Below are 19,973 nucleotides of genomic sequence, written 5' to 3'. Positions count from 1 at the left end.
TCTCCCGTCAGGAAAGAAGCCGCGCCGCCGCCAGGGATAGCGCGACGACACCATGCCGGATGCAGCCCTCGTCGGGCTGGTAATCGGCGTTGTGCAGCCTGTCCTGGCGGCCGGGCTGGCCCGAGCCGACGCCGAGCTGGAAGGTGGGTACGATCTGCGAGACGAAGGCGAAGTCCTCGGCGCCGAGGTCGGCCGGCTTCTCGTCGGCGACCGGGCCGTAATGGGCCTGCACCACGTCCACCGTCGCCGCCAGGATGCCGGCGTCGTTTTCCAGGCATGGCGTGCCGCGCTGCCAGTCGAGGTCCGCCGTCACCCGCATCGAGGCTTCGATGCCGGCGCATAGCCGGCGCAGGGCCGCTTCGATCGTTGCGCGTGCCGCGTCGGACTGGGTACGGGCGGTGCCGCGCAGGATCGCGCGTTCCGGGATGATGTTGTGCGTATCGCCGGCCTGCAGCGCACCCACGGTCACGACCGCAGGCAGCATCGGATCGATCTCGCGCGAGACGACGGTCTGGATCTGCAGCACGAGGAGCGCCGCCGCGATGATCGGATCGCTTGTCTGGTGCGGGCTGGCGGCATGGCCGGACCGCCCGCGCAGGACGATGTCGAAATCGTCGGAGGATCCGTTGGCGACACCGCGGACGTAACTGAACCGGCCGACGGGCACTTCCGGGTAGTTGTGGAAGCCCAGCGCCATGTCGGCTCCGTCCAGCACCCCGTCGCGGATCATCGCCTCTGCCCCGCTGACCGGGGTTTCCTCCGCCGGCTGGAACATCAGCCGGACCGTGCCGGCGAGGCCGGGGGCGATGTCGCGCAGGACGCGTGCAACGCCCAGCAGCGTGGCCGTATGGAGGTCGTGCCCGCAGGCATGCATCTTGCCGGGCACCGAACTGGCGAAGGGCAGGCCGGTTTCTTCGGCGATGGGCAGCGCGTCCATGTCGGCTCGCAGCACCAGGACGGGACCCGGCCGTCCGCCGGCGATCTCGGCCACGACCCCGGTCTGCCCGACGCCGGTCTGCGGGGCGAGGCCCAGCGCACGCAGTTCGTCGGCCACGATCGAGGCCGTGCGCACCGTGTCGAAACCGGTTTCCGGATGGGCATGCAGATCGCGCCGGATGGCGACCAGCCGCGCTTCGTCTTCCGCCGCCATGGCTTCGACGCGCGATCCGAGATCGTTGACCATGCGATTCATCGACGGCTCCTTCCTTCAGGACCGTCCTTATAGGCCGCGCGCCCCTCCGCTGGAAGCGGCCGCGCGGTCAGTCGTCGCCGCGTGCGCCCCTGCGCGCCTCGTCTCCCGCCGCCCCGCGCCGCCAGTAGGCCGCGACGAGATGGCGATCCTTGGCCACCTTCAGATCCTTCCGGACACTGCGTCGAATGGCCTTGAAGGCATCGAACTCGCAGCCCGCCCAGATATAGAGGTCGTCGGCGATACCGTCGGCGGCGACGCTTTCCAGTGCATCCTGAAGCAGCCGCGTCGTGCCCGCCGGTGCGCCGAGGCGGTGCAGATAGCGTATATCGGCCTTGCAGGCGGCGGCGATGGGTTGTTCTTCGGCGGGCCCGTCGACTTCGATGAAGGCGGTCGCCGAGGCGTCCGGCGCGGCATTTTCCAGAATGCGCGCCATCGCGGGCAGGGCGGTCTCGTCACCCAGCAGCAGGATGCGCCGCGCCTGCGGCAGGAAGCCGCCGCCGGGCCCGGTCATGCCGACGAGGTCGCCCGGTTCGGCGGTTTCGGCGAAGCTTGCGCCCGGCGTGTCGGCGCCGGGATGGAGCACCATGTCCACATCGAGCGTGCCGGCCGCGACGTCGATGGCGCGGATGGTGTAGACGCGCAGCACGAGCCGGTCCTCGCCCTGCGGCCAGACCGGCATGCCGTCTTCTCCCATGACGGGCCAGACGGGCACGCGCCCGCGTGGCGGAAAGACGAGGCGTATATGGAGGCCGCCGGCCGCGAACCGCCCGATATCCTGCCCCGACAGGGTCAGCCGTTGCATGTGCGGCGTGATGCGGCGGCTGGAAACCACCTGCATCACGCGGAAAAACGGCGGCTGCACGCCGCTGACGCCGTCTCCCTGCCAACGCACGGTCGGGGCGGGCTGCGACGCGAATTCCAGCACATGGCTCGTCACGCCCATCTTCACATAGGCAAGGCCGGTCTCGTCACGGGATTCGGCGATGGCGTGAAGCGCCCCGTCCACCACGCTCAGCCGGGCTTCGCCGAAGCTGACCACGATGCGCGCCGTTCCGTCGCCATGCGTCACCTGGCCATGCTCGGAGTAATGGCTGCACAACGCATCCAGCAGCGACTGCGCTTCGGCCACCTCGATGCGCGACCAGGCATGCAATACCATCGTTCGACCTCCGGACCGGATAACCGGTCGAAGGGCTATTTAACTAGACATTCAAAGTCAAGTTTCAGCTTCCGCCCTCGACCTGCCGCTTCAGGCCGTTGAGCCCGGTGCGGATGAATTCGGTCATGGCGCGTACGGCATCCTCGTCGGTCTTGCCTTCGGCCGGCTCGTTGTTGGTGTCGGCACGATAGAAGCGGCCGAGCCAGGTGACCTTCGTTGCCTGGCCCTCCGGCTCCAGCTTCATCTCGGCGGTATAGGAGGAGACCGGCAGGGCTTCCGTTTCGCCCTGAAGGCGATAGCGATAGCGCATGGACTCCGGGCGATGGGCATCCAGCCCTTCGGTCACGGTGCCGGACGGCAATGTCAGGGTGCGGTGCGAGCCACGCTCGTTGCCGTTGGAGACGGTGGCTTCGGTGACGGCGGGGCTCCAGTCCGCGATGGAGCCAAAATCGCCCATCACCGCCCATACCCTCTCGGGTGGCGCGTCGATGACGACGGTCTCGTCCACTTTCTGGGGTGTCGGCCCATGGGCCATGGCGGGAGCGGCCATGACGCCGATTGCAAGAACGGCGGGAAGGAGGATCGTGCGTATCATCGGGGTCTCCTGTTGACGAGCAGGGCGGAAACGGCGGCGACCAGCGACCCCATGGCGAAGAGGGGCGACAGGTCGCGGTGGCCGGCCAGCGCAACGGCGCGCGTGGTGGTCATCAGGCGGGCGGACAGGGACGGATCCTCGAGCCGCGCGAAGCCGAGGCCGGCTTCGGATGCCATCGCCTCCAGATAGCCGGCGCGCAGCGCCGAGAGATGCTCGGAGCCGTTGAGATCGGCTTCGCCATACGGGTTGTTGCGCGGATGGAAGCCGGGCTCGGACGACGCGGTGGGCGAGGGCGCGCCGATGCGCGAGCCGTGCACCATGTCCTCCATGCGGTAGAAGCCGATTTCGCGCCCACGCTCGTCGTGACGGGGTATCGGGGACGGCCTGTCCGCACCGACGCCGATGATGAGCCCGCCGACGCCGCCGTCGTTGCGCATGGGCTTGCGGCCGCCATGGGGCAAGGGCGGCGCCTCGTGCCCGTCGGTCAGGAATACGAGGTCGGCGCCGTCGTCCGCCGCGAAGCGCAGCGCGCTGTCGACGCCGGACGATATACGGCTGTCGCCGTCCCAGCCCATCCGCCAGTCGAGCCTTTCGATGGCCTGGCTTAGCGGCGTATAGTTGGCGCAGACCTCTACCGGACGGAAGAAGGTGAAGCTCTGGCGTTCGGCGAAGACGGCAAGTCCGGCGCGCGAGCCGCAGGGGAGGCCGCGTATGAGGGCCGGCAACGCGCGGCGCACCGCGTCGAGCCGGCTGTGCGGCGCCTGAGGCGGCCCGTAATCGCGCACGTTCATGCTGCCGGTGATATCGACGGTGAAGAGGATGTTGCGGACCGACGTTTCCGCCGGCACGGAAGGCGTGGCCGCGGCCAGCGCCGCCAGCCCGGCGCCCAGCGCCAGCAGCGCGAAGCCGGCCCTCATGGCAGGCCACGCGGCAGGCCCGGCAGGTCCGTCCATATGTTGCGGGGGCGGCTGCCGTCTTCCTCTTCCTCGGCCGCCGCGCGGGGAAAGGCGCGGACCAGCCTGCTGGCGAGGTCGAGGTTCCACTTGGCGTCGAAATCTCCGGGATCTGTCCGCAGCGCGCGGCGATAATCCTCCTGCGCCACCCGCACCACCGGTATGGCCGCATCGATGCGATTATCGTCCACCATGGCGAAGGCCTGCCGCATCCGGCCGTTGCCGAGATTGTAGGCATGCGCCGCCGCAAGGCCGGAATTGCCAGCCATCGCGATGGCCGGCGACAGGGCTTCCGCCTCGTCCGGACGGTCCCGGCGCAGGAGATAGCGCGACTGCGCGAACAGAACCTCGGCGCGCCGGCTGGCCGTCTCGACCTCGATGCCCGAGCCAAGGGCCGCGATGGCGCGGTTGTCGCGTTGCTCGGCCACCAGTTGCACGCTGGCCCAGATGGCCAGCGTGCAACTGGCCAGGACCGCCGTGAGGAGAAATCCGGTCGCGATCCGGTCTCGGACCCGATAAGAAAGGCCGGTCATGCCGTGTCCTCCGCACGGAAAGGCGGCAGCGGCCTGCCGGGAAAGGGCGACCGCTCGACCGCCTTGGCCAGCGCCAGCAGGGCGAGCGATAGCGCGGCGACGCCGTAGGCCAGCGGCGCAAGGCTTTTTTGCGGGATCGTCGCCAGATAGGTCAGCGGACGTGCTTCCAGGCGGTCGATTTCGGCGATTGCCGCCGCGACGGCATCGGGATTCTCGGCCTCGAAGGCGCGATAGGGGACGCCCAGCCGCCGCAGGAACAGGTCGAGATGGCGTTCGGGACGCACCTGCGGGGTATCCATCTCTCCCCTTGCCGGTGGTTCGAAGATGCCCTTGGAGCCTTCGGTGCGCAGGAAAAGCCAGTAGAGGTTCACCGGCTGGCGGGCGACCATGTCGGTCAGCTCCTCCTGGACGTCGCGGCTGATGACGCCGGCCCCGTCGGACACCAGCACCACGGCGCGCGACGCCGTGGCCGGCTCGTCGTCGAACAGCGACAGCGCCATGGCGAGGCCGCGTCCGACATTGGTCTGCGTCAGGCCCGGCTCGTCCATCGCCGCGATCGCGGCATGCACCGTGTCCATCCGGTCGGTCAGCGGCACGGCCAGCATCGGCGCGGTCGAAAAGGCCACGACGCCGACCTTGTCCTGGGCCCGCCCGCGAACGAATTCGGCCAACAGGCGCCTGGCCGCCGTCGCCTTGGATTCTTCCGTGCCGTCCGGACGGCGGTTGGCGAAGGTGTTGTCCATGGAACTGGACCGGTCCAGCAGCAGAACCAGATGTGCACCGAGGCCCGTTCTCGCCTCCTGCATGTCCGTTCGCTTCAGCCCCGCGAGGCCGACGAGCAGCGCGGCGATGGCGAGCGCCGCGAGGGCGCGCAGCGCGGCCGCGACGATGCGGGACAGCGTATCCGCCGGTGCGATGGCCGTCTGCGGCACGGAAACGGGATGCAGCAGGGACAGCAGGAACGGCAGCAGGGCCATCGGCAGCGCAATCAGAATTTCGGGACGGTCGAAGGCCAGGGGAATCATGGCGCACGCTCCAGCGCGGACAGGCGGCGGGCCAGAGGCAGCAGGGCCTCCGGCGGAAGCAGCCGGGCCGCCTCGTCGGGGCGCTCGGAAAAGTGGTACAGGCGTGACGCCTCGAAGAACCGCTCGAGGTCGGCGCGCCCGGCACGGTAACGGGGTGCGTGCGCCGCGAAGGCATCGAGGTCGCCGGCGAACAGGCGGCGTCCATGGGCGGCATCCAGCGCCCGATGCAGGACGGCGAGGGACTGGCCGTAGGCTTGCGGCCTGCGGGACAGGGCGCGCAAGCGGCGGGCCGCCAGCCGGAGAGGGCGCGGCGGGCGATGGCCGAAGGACCAAAGCCCGCGATATCGCAGCAAAGCCAGGAGCGTGAGCGCAAACAGCGCCCACGCGCCTGCGACCTGCCATTGGCGCGGACGCGTATCGATGGCGCGGGACAGGATGTCCGGCTGCATCGCTTCGGGCCGGGAGCGCTGCATGATGGGGCGCAGCGGCGACATCACGAAGGAAAAGGACGGCAACGCGGCTTCGACGGGCGCACCATCGCCTTCGTCGGCAAGGAAGCGCAGCCGTTGCGCCGGCAAGATCCGCTCGGACGGCTCGAGCGGCACGTAGAACGCCTGGTACCGAAGGTCGATCGTCACGACGCCGTCGGTCTCGTCGACGTCCATGGCGACGAGGTCGAGCCAATAGTCGAGGGGGCCGACCTGCGGCAGCGAGGCGCCGTCCAGCCCGTAACCCGGCGGCGGAACGATGATCGCGCGATAGTCCAGGACATCGCCGACGAAATATCCGAAGGCGCGGGGCAGCCGGGTTTCCACCGTCGGGGCGGTGTCCTGCCCGGCTGACGTGCAGGGGGCCGTCGCGATCAGCACTGCGAGAAGGCCGGCAAGACGACGACGCCTCATGGCGTGGGCCCTTCGGCCAGCAAGGCTTCGAGCAGGCGGTCCACGTCGATCTGATCGGAGACGATGATGGGCGAGACGCCGTGCGCGGCGAACACCCGCTCGAGGCCGCGCGCATGCTCCTCGGCCGCCCGGCGCCACCGCGCGGCCAGCGCGGGGCGCATGAGCACGGTCGTGCGCCGGCCGGTTTCCGCATCGCGCAGTTGCGCCAGCCCGACGCGTGCCGGCGGTGCGTCGAGAAGGCTGTCGGCCAGCACGAATGGCCGCAGGTCGTGCCGCGAGAGCGCGCCAACCAGTCGGTCCGTGATGGCCGGCGGGAAGGCGAAGTCGGAAATCAGGAAGGCGATGCCCGGCCGTGTGGGCAGCGCCGCCATGCCCGCCAGAAGCCCGTCCAGCCGATGGCCTGCAGGCGCCATCGCGGAGAGCGCTCCGAGAACCTCCCCGGCGATGGAACGCCGCCGGTTGGGTGCAAGGTGCAGCGGCGCGCCGTCGCTGCCGGCCGTCAGGGAGACGCGGTCGCCGGCGCGCCGCGCCATATGGGCAAGGCCGGCCGCCAGATGGGTGGCCACCTGCCACCGCTCGACGCGGCCGATGGCAGCCATGGAAGCGGAACTGTCGACGATCACATGGACATCGGTTTCGGCCGGCATGCGGTAGCGGCGCACGAGAAGTGTTCCGAACGGGTCGCGCAGCGAGGCGCGAAGGTCGAGGCGGCGCGGATCGGGCCGCTCAGTCAGGGGTACATGGATATCGAAAAGACCCTGCGCGCCCGGCTGTCGGCCGCGATGCCCGCCCGGGCGAAGTCCGCGCGCCGGAAGCCGCAGGCGGTAGGCAAGCTGTGCGAAACGCTCGACCCCGTCCGGCAGGAGGCTTTCGGAAACCCGGCCGGAGTCGCTCATGCGGGGGCGGCCACCTGGCCGAACAGCGCGTCGATGAGCGCCGGCACGATCGCGTCCCGGCGTATTTCGTACATCGGCGCCAGGAAGATGCGGTGGCCCATCACGCAAGGGAACACGGCGCGGACGTCTTCCGGCACGAGAGCGTCCCGTCCCTCCAGGAAGGCGTGGACGCGTGCGGCCCGCACCAGCGCCGAAACGCCGCGCGGGCTGACGCCTCCGTCCACCAGCCGCTCCATGTCGACGCCCGGCAGCGCCAGCCCGTGCCGCGCCGGATGCCGGACGGCATCCCACAGCGAGACGACGTAATCCTCGACGGCGCGGCTGCTGCGCACATGGGCCTGGATCGTGTCGGCCCGCCGGTTGAGCTCCCGATAGGGCAGGATGCCGGGCTGTATCTCGGCGATCAGGGCGTCGGCGTCGTGGTAGCGCGTGTCGAAGGCGAGGGCGCGGCGCAGCCCGCGCTCTTCCGGCGCTTCCACGGGAATCTCCATGAAGAAGCGGTCGCGCGCGGCGGCAGGCAGTTCAAACGTCTCGTCGCGCTCCACCTTGTTGCGGTCGGCGAAGACCTGCAAATGGGGGAAGGCGAACTCGCGCTGGAAAGCGGTGGTGCTGCGCTCGGCCATCAGGCGCAGCAGCAGCGAATGGACCTGCGGGCGCGCGCGGTTGATCTCGTTGAAGAAGAAGACGGCAAGGTCTTCCCCCCGCGCCAGCAGCGGCCCGGGCTCCATGCGGGGGCGGCCGTCCTCGCCCACGAAGGCGCTGTAGAGCATGTCGCCCGGCATCAGGTCTATCGTGCCCTCGATGCGCTGGTACGGCCCGCCGAGCGCGCGGGCGACGGCGCGCAGCAACGTCGTCTTGCCGACACCGACATCGCCTTCCAGCAGGACATGTCCGCGCGCCAGTATGGCGATCGTCATCATGCGAATCGCGGCGTCCTGCCCGATGACGACGCTCGCAAGCGCCCGCTCGAATTCCATGGCTTCGTCCCGGATGGCGAGTGGCGTCGTCGCATCCGGCCTCATCGCAATCTGCATGTCCCGACCGTTCGAAATCGCATGGATACAAAGTCTGGAAACAAGGGCGCCGCGCCGGGCGTCCGGGCCGTGCTGCCCCGAACGCGCGCCGCGCGGCGCCCTGCCGGACGACGGCTCAGTTGGCCGTGCCGCCCTCCGGCGTCGGGGATGCGCCTTCCGCGGACGCCTCCTCGATGCGGTTGACGTCGAAGACGAATTCGCCCGTATCCTTGAAATGCTGGAGGCGCTTGGCGTTGCGCTCTTCCATGGCGGCGATGGATTCCATCTGCTTGTTCAGTTCCGCCGGATCGTGCTGCGGATCGTATTCCGAACCCTCGACCCTTTCCGGATAACCGGGCTTCGGCTCCCAGCAATTGCCGGGCTCCTTGCAGTTGGTGCCGTCATAGGCCAGCACCGGGGCGGCGCCAAGGCCGATCGCGGCCGCCATGGCCAGGGCCAGCGTGCGTGTCGTTCCATGCATGTCGGTATCCTCCCGTTCTGATTTCAGCGGTTCAACCGCCTTCGCTTCCGTAGGGCTTGAAGGACTGGCGCTGCTCGCGCGTCAGCCACACGGCCTCGCTCGGATCCCCGGTGAAGAGGTGCCGGGTCCAGGCCATCACCTTCAGCATCTCGTCGAGGTTGAGATGGCCGTATTGCGGGCCCATCATCCCCTGCGCGCCGCCGTAGATGGTTTCGAACAGACCCTTGTCGGTCTCGTTCTTCGGGTAGGTCCAGTAGGAGTCGTTCAGCCCCGGCCCGAGCTTGCCCTCCGCCGTATGGCCATGGCAGCCGGAGCAGGCGGTAAGGTAGAGTTCCTCCCCCTCCTTCAACGCGTCCGGCTGCTCGTTGTACTGGTTGACGCCGGTCTGCAGGAAGGCCTTCACGGCCTCCGTGTCGCGCCCTTCCTCGGGGGCGAAGGAGAGGTCGAGGGGCGTACCCTCGACCGTATGGCTGAACTGCATCTGTGCCGCCGCCGCGAAGGTGAGGGCCAGTGCGGCGCCGCCGGCAAGAAAGATCGTCTTGAGCGTCATGAGCCTGTCGTTCCTGTGAACCCGAAATTGCCCACCGGGAACCGGAGCCTTTTCGAACGGAGGCTCCGGCAACTTCACAAGGACAGCGGCCGCCCTTAGCTGGACAGCGGCAACAGCGGTATGCCTTCTTCCTCGAGGATCGAGCGGATCCGGTCCTGCGCCTTGGCGAGGCCGTCGTTGACCTCCTTCAAGAGGGCGTCGTCGCCCTTCCGCACGCCGACGGTCTGGCCGTATTGCAGAGGGATGGTCACGCCATCCTGCCGCTCCAGGCTGTTCTCGATCAGGGTCAGCTTCAATTCCCCGTCCGACGCCTCGACATACCGGGCGACATCGGGGGCGAAGGCGATGGCCAGATCGGCCTCGCCGTTGCGCACCTCGCTCGCCAGCCTGTCGGCTGCGACCTCGGTGAAGGCGTTGCGGTTGGACTTGAAGTTCACCAGTCCGTAGAGATAGGCGAGGTTGTCCTCGTACTTGCCGGCATATTTCAGCATGGTCTGCGCCGGTGAGTGGATGCGCGTCGCGAAGCGCGTCAGCCCGTCGCGGCCCGCATCCTGCCAGCGATGGCCGTCGAAGCCGGAATCCGCCCGGCTTACGAAGGCGTAGGCCGTCCGGAAATAGGGCTCCGAAGTCTGTACGCGCGGATCGCCCGGATCGATGCCGAAGACGACGTCGCATTTCTTCGGATCCAGCAGATCACGCACATTGTAGATCGATGCGCGCTCCGAAAAGACGAACTCGGCCTCGCGGCCCATCGCCTGCGCCAGGGCCTCGGCGATCCGGTTCTCGAAGCCGTCCTTCGCCGCGGTCGAGTAGGGGGCGTCCTTGCCGGAGGCACACACCATCAACCTGTCGCTCATCGAGGTCGGGCTGGGGCCCCGCTCTTCGGCGGTCGGCTCGTGGACCTGCGGTATGACGCCGACGGCCTCGGCGCGGGCCGGGCCGGCTGAGACGGCGAGCGCCAGCACGGCTGCGGTCATGGAAAGCTTTGCGAACATGACTTTCATCCTTCGATCGGTGGGCGGAATGCCGGGGTGACGGCATTCCGAACCAAGCCTGTTCAGTTGACCGTCCGTCCGGGAGCGTCGCCCTGCAGCGAGGCGTCCCGGCCCACTGGAGCGGGCGGCTCGTTGATGCGGGGCTGGTATTCGCCCTTCTCGAGGTCGCTGTAGGGGCCTTCGCCATCCAGCGAGAAGACCATGATGCCACCGCCCATTTGCGTGTAGTTCTGCAACTGGCGGAAGGCGCCGACCGAGCCGAGGCCGGCCGTCGGGTCGTTCAGGTCGAAGACGAGGCCGACGCCCGGCCAGCCGCCGACGCCGTAATAGATGGCGACGTACTGGATGCCGTCATGCTCGTAGGTCATCGGGTGGCCGATGGCGCCCGAAGGCATCTTGAACTTCCACAGGAGGTCGCCCGTGTCGGAATCGCGTGCCTTGATGAAGCCGTCCAGCGTGCCGTAGAACATGACGCCGCCGGCCGTCGCCAGCGTTCCGCCCCAGGCCGCGAAGCGCTCCATCACCTCCCATTTGAAGTCGCCGGTGATGGCGTCATAGGCCTTCACCTGCCCGAGGCCGAGGCCGTTCTGGCGGTCGCCCTTGGGCCCCGGATACATGCTCAGCGTCGCCCCGACGAAGAACTGGCCGGCGCGGTAGGGCAGCATGAACGGCTCCCAGTCCATGCAGATGTGGTTGATGCCCATGTAGAAGAGCTTGCGCTCCGGGTCGTACGAATCGTGGCCCTGGTTATGGTAGCCCATGGCCGAGGGGCAGATGTCGCGGGCCTGATGGTCCATGCGGGTGCCGAATTCGGGGTCGCGCTGGGGAATGCCCGTCTCCAGGTCCACCTGCGTCACCCAGTTGACCGTATCGTCGATCTTGTCGGCCGAGATCAGGTCGCCATTGGTGCGGTCCAGAGTATAGACGATGCCGTTCCGGTCCGGGTGGGTCAAAAGCTTGCGCGTCTGGCCTTCCTTGTCTTCCTGCTCCGACAGCATCATCACGTTGACGCCGGCATAGTCCCATTCGTCATGCGGTGTCTTCTGGTAGGCGAAGCGCGCCTCGCCCGTGTCGGCGTCGCGGCCCCAGATGGCCATGGTCCACTTGTTGTCGCCCGGCCGCATCGTCTCGTTCCACGGCGCGGGGTTGCCGGAGCCGTAGTAGAACAGGTCCTCTTCCGGATCGTAGGCATACCAGCCCCAATTGGTGCCGCCGCCGATCTTCCAGGCGTCGCCCTCCCAGGTGCGGGTGCCGAGGCCCGTCTGGCCGTAATGCGGGTTGGCGTCGTTGAAGTCGGCCGCCAGCAGCACCTCCTCATCGGGACCGGTGGCATAGGCGCGCCATAGCTGTTCGCCCGTCTTGACGTCGTAGCTGGTGACATAGCCGCGAACGCCCAGTTCCGCGCCGGACGATCCGACCAGCACGGTATCCTTGATGACGTAAGGCGCGATGGTGAGGGTGGAGCCAACGCGAATGTCGGAATTTTCCATTTCCCACCGGGTCTCGCCCGTCGCGGCATCCATCGCCACGATGCGCCCGTCGAGCTGGGTGCGGAAGATCAGCGGGTCGACGTCGCCATCGCCGGGCCAGTAGGCAAGGCCGCGATTGACGACGTCGCAGCAGGCGACGGCGCGGGCCGTCGGATCCTGTCGGGGCTTGTTCTGCCACAGGATCTTGCCCGGCTCGTCGAGGTCGAGCGCAAACGTCGTGTTGGGGAAGGGCGTGTGCACGAACATCTTGCCGTCCACCACGAGCGGCGTTCCCTCGTGGCCGTGCAGCACGCCGGTGGAGAAGGACCATGCGGGCCGCAGCTCGCCGACGTTCTCCTTGGTGATCTGCGTGCTGGGAGAGAAATTCTGCGCGTTGTAGTCGCGCCCGGTCATGACCCAGTTTTCAGGGCTCTTCGCAAGCTCGACCAACGCGTCGTTGGCCTGCGCGCCGCCCTGAGCCCCAATTAACAATGCGCATGAAAGCGCGGCGCCTGACGCCGAAGCCCAGAGTCTGTTCATTGTGCCTCCCCATCAACTTCGTGTTGCCAAGGCCCACCAAGTCGTTCCTTGGGACGATCCCCAAGTGCCGCCCTTTCCGGATGTTTTGTCGTGTCGAGGCACTTGCCGCGATGCTCCGGGGACGTGCTGTTGGAGAAAAGAGTTACACAGGCATTGTGGAACGTCTCTAGGCTATTTGTGCAGAGGAACCGGGAAATACTTCCCGATGGTGTTGGACGAAGTCTCCGGGAAATATTCCCGATCATGGCGGGAAGGCACGCCGATCCGGTAGGAAGGCTTTACCCGCCTCGCGTGCGGCGCTTAAGCTGGTCTCGGCAAACGCCCGGCGATGGGTGGGCACCCAAGTACGGAGTGTGCGGATGAGCCATGGCGTCTCCTGCGCCATGCTGGCACTAATATCGGGCGGGCTCGCCGCCTGTGACGAGCCACCGGTGGCGGAAACGGTCCCTGTGCAACGGCAGACAGAGGCCCATTGGCAAGCCTATGGCGTCGACCGGCCCGCCGGCGAGTGGCTCGCCATGCTGGAGGCCGGCCGAGAAGTGGGCCCAAAGGATGCCCGCGCCCGCGATTACGACGCGCTTTTGGACCACGCGGCGCGCCGCTTTACCGAATCTCCGCGCATGATCGCAAATCGCCTCGTCCAGGCGCAGGACACCCTGCAGGCCATGGGAGAGGTGCACGGCATGGACGAACTGCTGAACGATTTCCTGGCAGAGGCGGCCGGTGACGGACGCCTGTCCTTCGGCACTCTCCTTCATCATTACCTGAACCTGAGGCGGCAGGGCCTGGATCATGGCTCCGCCGTCGCGGAGCTGCATCGCACCGGGCCCGGCGGGAGAGCGCAATGACCGTTCGGGAAGGACGTGGCCTGAGCCTGTCGCTCGCCTTGTCCGGATCGCACGCCGCCGGGCGGCGCCTGCCGCAATTGCGCAGCCGCATCATGCTTGGCGTCGTGGGGCTGAGCGCCGCGCTGTGGCTGTTGCTGGCCTTCGGCATGGTGGTCAATGCGCGGCTTGCAACGCGTGCCGAGGTTTCCGCCTCGTTCGCCATCGCGGAGCGCTTCGCCGAGGCGCGGATCGCCTCCATCGGCCCGGATGGGACGCTGGAGGCGTATCGCCGGCTGGTGGATGAACTGGGCGAGATGCGCCATGTCAGCGCCGCGCTGTCGCATCCGCTCGCAGGGCCGGCCGAGGATGCCGCCGCCGACGACGACGATGACGGGGAAGAGGCGCCGCGCTGGTTCGCCGCGCTGATCGAGATCGAACCGATCGACAGCCTGTTCAATCTGACGCTTGACGATGGATCGACGGCCACCCTGATGCTGTCGGCCAACGACGCGGACGAGATCGCCGAGGTCTGGCAGGATTTCAGCTTCATCCTGCCCGTCACCATCCTCTACGGGGCGATCCTGTCGCTCCTGTCGATGCTGCTGGTCAGCCTTGTCTTCGCGCGGCTGCGCCGCATCGAGGATGCGCTGGACCGGTTGCGCGAAGGCGCCCTGGATACGCGGCTGGATCGGGCCGATTTCGCCGAGTTCGACCGTGTCACGGGCGGCTTCAACGATCTTGCGAGCCACCTTTCGGAGGAAAAGCGCCTCAACCGCAATCTGGCTCGCCGTCTGCTGGACGCCCACGAGGCCGAACGCCGAGCCCTGGCCAACGATCTCCATGACGAGTTGGGGCCGCATCTTTTCAGCCTGCGGGCGGCCGTGGCCATGCTGAAGCGCAAGGCTGCACGCGCCGAGGACGGCGGAGGGCTGGAAGAGCCGCTGCACATGCTGGAAGACGAAGTCGCGACGCTGCAATCCGCGACGCGGCGGCTTCTGGCGGGCCTGAGGCCGATGGCGGTCGGTGGCGTGCCCCTTCGCGACACGGTGGAGGGCGCGGTGGATTCGTTTCGCCGGTCGTCGCCCGACACGCATTTCGCGTGCCGGACGGAAACGGCGGACGCCACTTTCGGCGAGGTGGTGGACCTGACCGTCTATCGCTTCGTGCAGGAAAGCGTTCTCAATGCGCTGAAGCATGGCAAGGCCGGGCGCGTGGAGGTGGCGATCGCGCTGCGACCCGGAGATGCGTCCTGCGACGCGGTGCTGGAGGCGACGGTTGCCAATGACGGGACGATGCCCGTCGCATCGAACAGGGAGGGTTACGGATTGATCGGTATCGCGGAACGGGTGGAGGCCCTGGGCGGCTTTGCGACGGCGCCGGCCGTAAGCGGCGGACAGACGATCTGCCGGATCGCCATTCCGGTCCGCGCGGCCGGCGACGGCGCGGCGCGGGGGGCGCGGCCATGACGCGCGCGCTCGTCATCGACGATCATCCCGTCGTGTTCCAGGGATGCCGACAGACCATCACCGATTACGGGGCCAGCGAGGTGTTCGGCGCGTTGTCGCCCCTGGAGGGGTTCCGTGCCTACAGGCGTTTGAACCCGGACGTGATCCTTCTCGACCTGTCCTTCGGGCCCAACATGTTCGGCGGGTTCGCCTTCATCAAGCGGTTCCGCTCGCGCGACGGGCGCACGCCCATCCTGATCTTCTCCATGCATGACGATCCCGTCATCGTCCGGCGTGCGCTCAACCTTGGCGCGACGGGCTATGTGCAGAAGGATGCCAGCCCCGACACGATCGGCGAGGCCTTCGATACGGTGCGGCAGGGCAAGCCCTATCTGCCCCCGGACATGGCCGCCCGCGTGGCCTTCCTGAACCGGCCCTCCGGCAGTTCCGACCGCGACAGGCTGACCGACCGCGAACTCGAGATCCTGGGGCTGCTGGCGGCGGGCCGCTCCTACGCCGAGATCGCGGAAGGGCTCAGCATCAGCTACAAGACGGTGGCCAATGCCTGCTCGTCGCTCAAGGTCAAGCTGGCCGCCAAGACGCTGCCCGATCTGGTGGCCAAGGCGGTACGCATCACCGGAAGTGCGTAAGGGGCAGGCGCACCGTATGCGCCGCGACATGGCCGAGAAGGGCTTCGTCATGGCTGATCGCCAATATGCCCGTTCCCCAATCGGCGCAGAGGGATTGCAGGCCGCGCCACACATGCGCCTGTGCGACGGCGTCCAGCGAGGCCGTCGCCTCGTCCAGCACGAGAAAGCGCACGGCGGGCGCCAATGCCCGCACAAGCACCACCCGCTGCAACTGCCCGCCGGACAGCGATTGCGGATAGCGGCCGGCCCAATCCGGGTCGACGCCGAAGCGGCCCAGCAATTCCGCCGACGGCCGGTGCGCCTCGGCCAGGATGCGCTGTATGCGCCATGCCGGGTTGACCGCGCCGAGCGCGTGCTGGGCCACATACTGGATGGGGCTGAGGCCGCGCGCAGGTAAAGGACGGCCATCGATATGGACGGCTCCTGCGGCCGGGCGCAGCAATCCTGCAAGGATGCGCCCCAGGGTGGATTTGCCACAGCCGGACGGACCGGCCAGGCCGACGATCTCGCCCGGCCGGATGGTCAGGTCGAAACCCTCGAACAGGGTTGCGCCCCTGCGCGATGCCGTGATGGCGTGCGCCTCAAGCATCGACCGTCATCCCGTTTGCCGGTGTTGCGCGCCACAGGCGGCGTGCCTGCGCATCGGGGATATCTGCGCCGTCCGCCACGAAGGCCGAGGCGGGCATCGGCGCGGCGAATCGGTCGGGCGACAGGACGGCGATCCTGTCGGCGAGGCCGCTTGCGAAGACGAGATCGTGCGTGATGACGAGGAGGGCGCACCCGTCCGACGCAAGGCGGCTGAGGTCGCCGGCGACATGGTCGATGGCGGCCCGGTCGAGGCCGCTGGTCGGCTCGTCCACGATCAGGACTTGCGGACGGCCGACGGTGGCGATGCCCAGCAGGATCCGGCGCGCCATGCCGCCGGACAGATGGTGCGGGTAGAGGCTCGATGTCCGTTCCGGCAGGCCGAGCCGTGCCAGCGCCGCGGCCGGCGCCGCCTTGCAGGCCGCCCCGGACAGGCCGGCGCGCCGCGCCGCCCAGCGGAACTGGTCGTCGATCCGTGCGGAGGGGTCCAGGCTCGACAGTGGTTGCGGCGCCAGGGCGATCCGCCGTCCCCTGGCGGCGCGCAACCGCGCGTCGGTCATCGTCTCGCCATCGAGGAGCAGCGTTCCGCCGCGTCGCCCGCCCCCCGGCAGCATACCCAGGAGCGCAGCCGCGATCAGCGACTTGCCGATACCGGACGCACCGGCCAGCGCCAGGATCTGCCCCCGCTCGAGCGTAAAGGAGACGTCGGATACGAGGCGGCGTCCGTCGACGTCGATCGCCAGATCCTGCGCCTTCATCATCGGGCCGCCTCCGGCATGGGTGTGAGATGTCGCTGCAGGCGGGCTCCGACACGCTCCACCATCAGCACCGTGGTCACCAGCACGAGGCCCGGAAACAGCCCGAGCCACCAATAGCCGGCACTCAGGGTTCGCATCGCCTCGGACATGAGGATGCCGAGGGCGGGGCGTGTCGGCTCCAGCCCGAAGCCCAGAAAGGTGAGGGCGGCCTCGTGCAGAATGGCGTGCGGCAGCATCAGGACGGCTCCGACCGCCAGTTGCGGCAGCAGATGCGGCAGAACGTGCCGTGCGGCCACATGCAGACGCGAGCGGCCGAATGCTCTGGATGCGGCGACGAAGTCCGATGACAGGACCTGCTCCAGCTCCAGGCGCAGCAGCCGCGTCAGCCTTGGCCAATGGGAAAGGGCCACCGCCACGACGACGGCTTGCGCACCACCGCCCATTGCGAAGGCGATCAGCACCAGCAGCACCAGGTGCGGAAGGCTCAGCACCGCATCGGTGACGAAGGAGACGAGCCCGCCGGCCATCCTGTGCAGGCTTGCCGCCATCGTCAGGCCGAGGGCGATGGCGGTGGAGGCGAGCGATGCGGCAAGCCCGATGTGCAGGCTGAGGGAAAGCCCGGCCAGGCTGCGCCCGAACAGGTCGCGGCCGAGCGCGTCGGTGCCGAAGGGCGCCTCCAGGGATGGCGGCATCAGACGGCGCGCGAAATCGGGCATCGGCCCGGCGTCGCCGGACGCCGCCAGCGCGGTGAGGGCCAGCACCGGCAGGGCGAGAGGCCAATGGCGGGCGATCCTGGATCCGGTCATGGGGCGAAGACGGCCTCCGCATCGCGAAGGCGCGGATCCACCGCCCTGGCCACCAGACGCGCGGCCATGCCGCCCAGCCCGACGACGAGCGCGGTCAGGAGCGTGATCGCCAGCAGTAGCGGGACGTCGCCTTGCAGGCCGGCGTCCACCGCTGCCCGGCCGAGGCCGGGATAGGCGAAGACCTGCTCGGCCAGCATCGCGCCGCCGAACAGCTCCCCGATGGATGCGAGCATGAGCGCGATGCCGGGCAAGGCCGCGTTGCGGGCCACGTGGCGCAGGGCGACGTCGACCCGGCCCGCCCCCTGCGCAAGGGCGAAGCGGACATGATCGGACCGCATGACGAGAACGGCCTTGGCGCGCGTATGGAGGGCGATCTGCGCAACGCCGAACAAGGTCAGGGTGACGAGCGGCAAAGCCAGGTGCAACAGGGCCTGCATCGGCGACACATCCTGCGGGCGCACGCCGATGGGGCCGGCGCAGCACAATGGCGCCCAGCCGAGGCCGACCGAGAAAACGGTGAGCATCAGGATCGCCAGCCAGAAGGTGGGCGTGGATGCAAGGATGAAACACCAGAAGCGCACGACACGGTCCAGTACCGTATCCTCGTAGACGCCCGCCAGGATGCCGAGCGTGAAGCCTGCAAGGCTCGAAAGCAGCCAGCTCGTCCCCGCAAGGGCAAGGCTCGGCCCCGCCCTTGCGGCGATGACCTCGGCGACCGGGGCGTTGTAGGAGAGGCTGTAGCCGGCATCGCCCGACAGGAGATTGCCGAGCCACAGCAGGAATTGTTCAGGCCAGGGGCGATCCAGCCCCCACGCCGCGGCGATGGCGGCGCGCTGCGCCTCGCCGACGCGCGCGATGGCGGGCCCGAGATAGGCATCCACGGGATCGACAGGCGACAGCTTGACCAGCAGGAAAGCGCAGAGGGCCACGAAGGCCAGAAGCGCCGCCAGCCTTGCCAGCGCCGATACGAGAGAGCGGATCAGTCGCACGTCCAGCGCCAACCCGCGATGCCTGCCGTAACCGGCCAGCCATGGCCATGCGGCTCGATCTGCGTTTCGCCGATGTCGAGGCATGCGCCGACCAGATAGACATGGGTAAGGTTGACCAGCCAGGCATAGGCGGCATCGCCGCGCGAGCCGTAGCCGGTCGCGCCATCGAACGCGGCGGCGCGCCAGTGGGGATAGGATGCCTCCATGCTGGCGGCGGCCTCGGCCGCATCGAGATGCCCGTCGACGGCGGCATTGGCGTAGAAGGTCGGGTTCATGTAGCCGCGCCCGGCCAGCGAGGAATGGTAGAGGCTGTAGACTTCGAAGGGCGAGTGGCTGCCGAAGCCGAACATCACCGGCTCCGAATGCATGATGCGGCGGATCGCCGACCACGGCGCGCCCTGCGGTCGCATCTCGATGCCAAGCGGCCGGACAAGGGTGGCGACCGTTTCGGCCAGGATCTGCCTGGTGCCGTCCCCGGCGGGATAGTACAGGGGGACGCTGGCGCGCAGCCCGTCCCTGACCCGTATGCCGTCCGCGCCAGCCTGCCAGCCGGCCTGTTCCAGCAGACGCACGGCGGCTTGCGGATCGTGGATGGCGGCTTCGTCGGCATTGCCCCAGGGCAGCCCGTCGGCCGGACCGGTCGCCGGGCTGCCGAAGCCGCCCAAAGCCACCTCCGTCAGAAGGTGCCGGTCGATACCGATGTCGATGGCGCGGCGGATTGCGCCATCGGCCGTTACGGCGTTGCCGATGGGCAGCCCGTTCCGTGTGGTCCTGCCGGGAACCTGCGTCGGCAGGCTGATGCCGCGGTTGTCCACGGAACGGACCTCCCTGCGGCGGAAGCCTTCCGGCACGATGCCGGCGAGCATGCCCGGCACCGCCGCCATGTCCACCGCCCTCGCACGGGCGGCGGCGAGCGCGCCATCCTCGCCGGTGAACAGGAAGGTCAGTTGCCGGAAGGCCGGCGCCTCGCCGTAATAGAGCGGATTGCGCTCGACGATGAGCTGCTCGCCTTCGCTCCATGAGACGAGCCGGTAAGGACCGGATCCGACCGGCCGCCGCGCGTAGCCCGGACCGTAGGATGCCGCGGGCACGATGCCGAGCGTGTGGAAGAACTCGGTGAAGGTAATGGCCGGCTTGCGCAGGCGAAACGTGACCGTAGTGGCATCTTGCGCCGTCGCCGCCTCCAGCATGGTGAGGTCGAGCGCGCCTGCGGCATCCCGCGCCGTGTTGAAGGTGAAGGCGACGTCGCTGGCGGTCAGCGGCGTATCGTCCGAAAAGCGGGCGTCCGGGCGGATGGCGACCGTCCAGGTCAGCCGGTCGTCGGACAACGACCAGCGCGTCGCAAGGTCCGGCCGGCTGGCAAGCTTCGCATCGCGGCGGAGCAATGTAGACTGGAACAGGGGGTGTCCGTAGGCGCCCCAGCCCAGTACCGGGTCGAAGCCGGTTTCGGGCTCGCCGCCGATGGCAAGAACGAGAGTGTCGCGCGGGGCGGCGCCCGCTGGAGCGGATAGTATCCCGCAACAGATTGCAACCAACCCAAGAAAAGCGGCAAAACGCATGAACCATACCCCGACCTGGCCGAATCGCCGAGACAATAGGATCGGCTCAGT

The 19,973-nt window shown here is 68.5% G+C and carries 21 protein-coding genes; 3 read left to right on the top strand and 18 right to left on the bottom strand.

Features of this window, described 5'->3' with window-relative positions:
• Positions 1 to 7 precede the first annotated feature (7 nt).
• From NDN16_RS13255 to NDN16_RS13195, 13 genes are all read right to left on the bottom strand, one after another.
• The gene (locus NDN16_RS13255; protein WP_251114051.1) at positions 8 to 1,192 is read right to left on the bottom strand and encodes a M20 metallopeptidase family protein; all 1,185 of its coding nucleotides are present in this window, start codon (positions 1,190 to 1,192) and stop codon (positions 8 to 10) included.
• Positions 1,193 to 1,259: 67 nt separating this feature from the next.
• Positions 1,260 to 2,351, bottom strand: a complete 1,092-nt coding sequence (locus NDN16_RS13250; protein WP_251114050.1) for a siderophore-interacting protein — start codon at positions 2,349 to 2,351, stop codon at positions 1,260 to 1,262.
• A gap of 64 nt (positions 2,352 to 2,415) precedes the next feature.
• Positions 2,416 to 2,946 carry an SRPBCC family protein gene (locus NDN16_RS13245; protein ID WP_251114049.1) on the bottom strand — a complete coding sequence of 177 codons (531 nt, stop codon included), beginning with the start codon at positions 2,944 to 2,946 and terminating at the stop codon, positions 2,416 to 2,418.
• Positions 2,943 to 3,863, bottom strand: coding sequence for a vWA domain-containing protein (locus tag NDN16_RS13240; RefSeq protein WP_251114048.1), 921 nt, complete (start codon positions 3,861 to 3,863; stop codon positions 2,943 to 2,945). The genes NDN16_RS13245 and NDN16_RS13240 overlap by 4 nt, the downstream gene beginning before the upstream one ends.
• Positions 3,860 to 4,432 (bottom strand): hypothetical protein, encoded by a 573-nt coding sequence (locus NDN16_RS13235; RefSeq protein ID WP_251114047.1) that lies wholly within the window; start codon positions 4,430 to 4,432, stop codon positions 3,860 to 3,862. The genes NDN16_RS13240 and NDN16_RS13235 overlap by 4 nt, the downstream gene beginning before the upstream one ends.
• The gene (locus tag NDN16_RS13230) at positions 4,429 to 5,457 is read right to left on the bottom strand and encodes a vWA domain-containing protein (RefSeq protein WP_251114046.1); all 1,029 of its coding nucleotides are present in this window, start codon (positions 5,455 to 5,457) and stop codon (positions 4,429 to 4,431) included. The genes NDN16_RS13235 and NDN16_RS13230 overlap by 4 nt, the downstream gene beginning before the upstream one ends.
• On the bottom strand, positions 5,454 to 6,359 hold the full coding sequence (locus NDN16_RS13225; protein WP_251114045.1) for a nonribosomal peptide synthetase MxaA: 906 nt from the start codon (positions 6,357 to 6,359) through the stop codon (positions 5,454 to 5,456). Before NDN16_RS13225 ends, NDN16_RS13230 begins: the two co-directional genes overlap by 4 nt.
• Positions 6,356 to 7,255, bottom strand: coding sequence for a DUF58 domain-containing protein (locus NDN16_RS13220; RefSeq protein WP_251114044.1), 900 nt, complete (start codon positions 7,253 to 7,255; stop codon positions 6,356 to 6,358). Before NDN16_RS13220 ends, NDN16_RS13225 begins: the two co-directional genes overlap by 4 nt.
• Positions 7,252 to 8,289: an AAA family ATPase gene (locus NDN16_RS13215; RefSeq protein ID WP_435301100.1), complete on the bottom strand. Its 1,038-nt coding sequence runs from the start codon at positions 8,287 to 8,289 to the stop codon at positions 7,252 to 7,254. Before NDN16_RS13215 ends, NDN16_RS13220 begins: the two co-directional genes overlap by 4 nt.
• A 115-nt stretch (positions 8,290 to 8,404) precedes the next feature.
• A complete protein-coding gene (locus NDN16_RS13210) occupies positions 8,405 to 8,749 on the bottom strand; it encodes a methanol dehydrogenase [cytochrome c] subunit (RefSeq protein WP_435301099.1) in 345 nt (114 codons plus the stop codon).
• A 31-nt stretch (positions 8,750 to 8,780) separates the two neighbouring features.
• Entirely contained in the window at positions 8,781 to 9,299 is a 519-nt protein-coding gene (gene moxG / locus NDN16_RS13205) for a cytochrome c(L), periplasmic (RefSeq protein ID WP_251114043.1), read from the bottom strand.
• 95 nt (positions 9,300 to 9,394) lie between these two features.
• Positions 9,395 to 10,294, bottom strand: a complete 900-nt coding sequence (gene moxJ, locus NDN16_RS13200; protein ID WP_251114042.1) for a methanol oxidation system protein MoxJ — start codon at positions 10,292 to 10,294, stop codon at positions 9,395 to 9,397.
• A 62-nt stretch (positions 10,295 to 10,356) separates the two neighbouring features.
• Positions 10,357 to 12,303: a methanol/ethanol family PQQ-dependent dehydrogenase gene (locus NDN16_RS13195; protein WP_251114041.1), complete on the bottom strand. Its 1,947-nt coding sequence runs from the start codon at positions 12,301 to 12,303 to the stop codon at positions 10,357 to 10,359.
• A 359-nt stretch (positions 12,304 to 12,662) separates the two neighbouring features.
• Between NDN16_RS13195 and NDN16_RS13190 the strand changes: the two genes are divergently transcribed.
• From NDN16_RS13190 to NDN16_RS13180, 3 genes are read left to right on the top strand one after another with little or no spacing between them, the layout of a single operon-like run.
• Positions 12,663 to 13,151 (top strand): hypothetical protein, encoded by a 489-nt coding sequence (locus NDN16_RS13190; RefSeq protein ID WP_251114040.1) that lies wholly within the window; start codon positions 12,663 to 12,665, stop codon positions 13,149 to 13,151.
• Positions 13,148 to 14,596: a histidine kinase gene (locus tag NDN16_RS13185; protein WP_251114039.1), complete on the top strand. Its 1,449-nt coding sequence runs from the start codon at positions 13,148 to 13,150 to the stop codon at positions 14,594 to 14,596. The genes NDN16_RS13190 and NDN16_RS13185 overlap by 4 nt, the downstream gene beginning before the upstream one ends.
• Entirely contained in the window at positions 14,593 to 15,225 is a 633-nt protein-coding gene (locus tag NDN16_RS13180) for a response regulator transcription factor (protein ID WP_251114038.1), read from the top strand. The genes NDN16_RS13185 and NDN16_RS13180 overlap by 4 nt, the downstream gene beginning before the upstream one ends.
• On the opposite strand, the gene NDN16_RS13175 is transcribed toward NDN16_RS13180, so the two are convergent.
• From NDN16_RS13175 to NDN16_RS13155, 5 genes are read right to left on the bottom strand one after another with little or no spacing between them, the layout of a single operon-like run.
• Positions 15,209 to 15,814, bottom strand: coding sequence for an ABC transporter ATP-binding protein (locus NDN16_RS13175; protein ID WP_251114037.1), 606 nt, complete (start codon positions 15,812 to 15,814; stop codon positions 15,209 to 15,211). The genes NDN16_RS13180 and NDN16_RS13175 overlap by 17 nt on opposite strands.
• Positions 15,807 to 16,571: an ATP-binding cassette domain-containing protein gene (locus NDN16_RS13170; protein WP_251114036.1), complete on the bottom strand. Its 765-nt coding sequence runs from the start codon at positions 16,569 to 16,571 to the stop codon at positions 15,807 to 15,809. Before NDN16_RS13170 ends, NDN16_RS13175 begins: the two co-directional genes overlap by 8 nt.
• The gene (locus NDN16_RS13165; protein ID WP_251114035.1) at positions 16,568 to 17,374 is read right to left on the bottom strand and encodes an ABC transporter permease; all 807 of its coding nucleotides are present in this window, start codon (positions 17,372 to 17,374) and stop codon (positions 16,568 to 16,570) included. The genes NDN16_RS13170 and NDN16_RS13165 overlap by 4 nt, the downstream gene beginning before the upstream one ends.
• Positions 17,371 to 18,363 (bottom strand): ABC transporter permease, encoded by a 993-nt coding sequence (locus tag NDN16_RS13160; RefSeq protein ID WP_251114034.1) that lies wholly within the window; start codon positions 18,361 to 18,363, stop codon positions 17,371 to 17,373. Before NDN16_RS13160 ends, NDN16_RS13165 begins: the two co-directional genes overlap by 4 nt.
• Positions 18,354 to 19,922, bottom strand: coding sequence for an ABC transporter substrate-binding protein (locus tag NDN16_RS13155; RefSeq protein WP_251114033.1), 1,569 nt, complete (start codon positions 19,920 to 19,922; stop codon positions 18,354 to 18,356). The genes NDN16_RS13160 and NDN16_RS13155 overlap by 10 nt, the downstream gene beginning before the upstream one ends.
• Positions 19,923 to 19,973: the final 51 nt, after the last annotated feature.

The organism is Aureimonas altamirensis (assembly GCF_023702225.1).
Taxonomy (GTDB): Bacteria; Pseudomonadota; Alphaproteobacteria; order Rhizobiales; family Rhizobiaceae; genus Aureimonas; species Aureimonas altamirensis_B.
The sequence above is the reverse complement of the archived record's forward strand: the minus strand, read 5'-3'. Positions and strand labels throughout refer to the sequence as shown.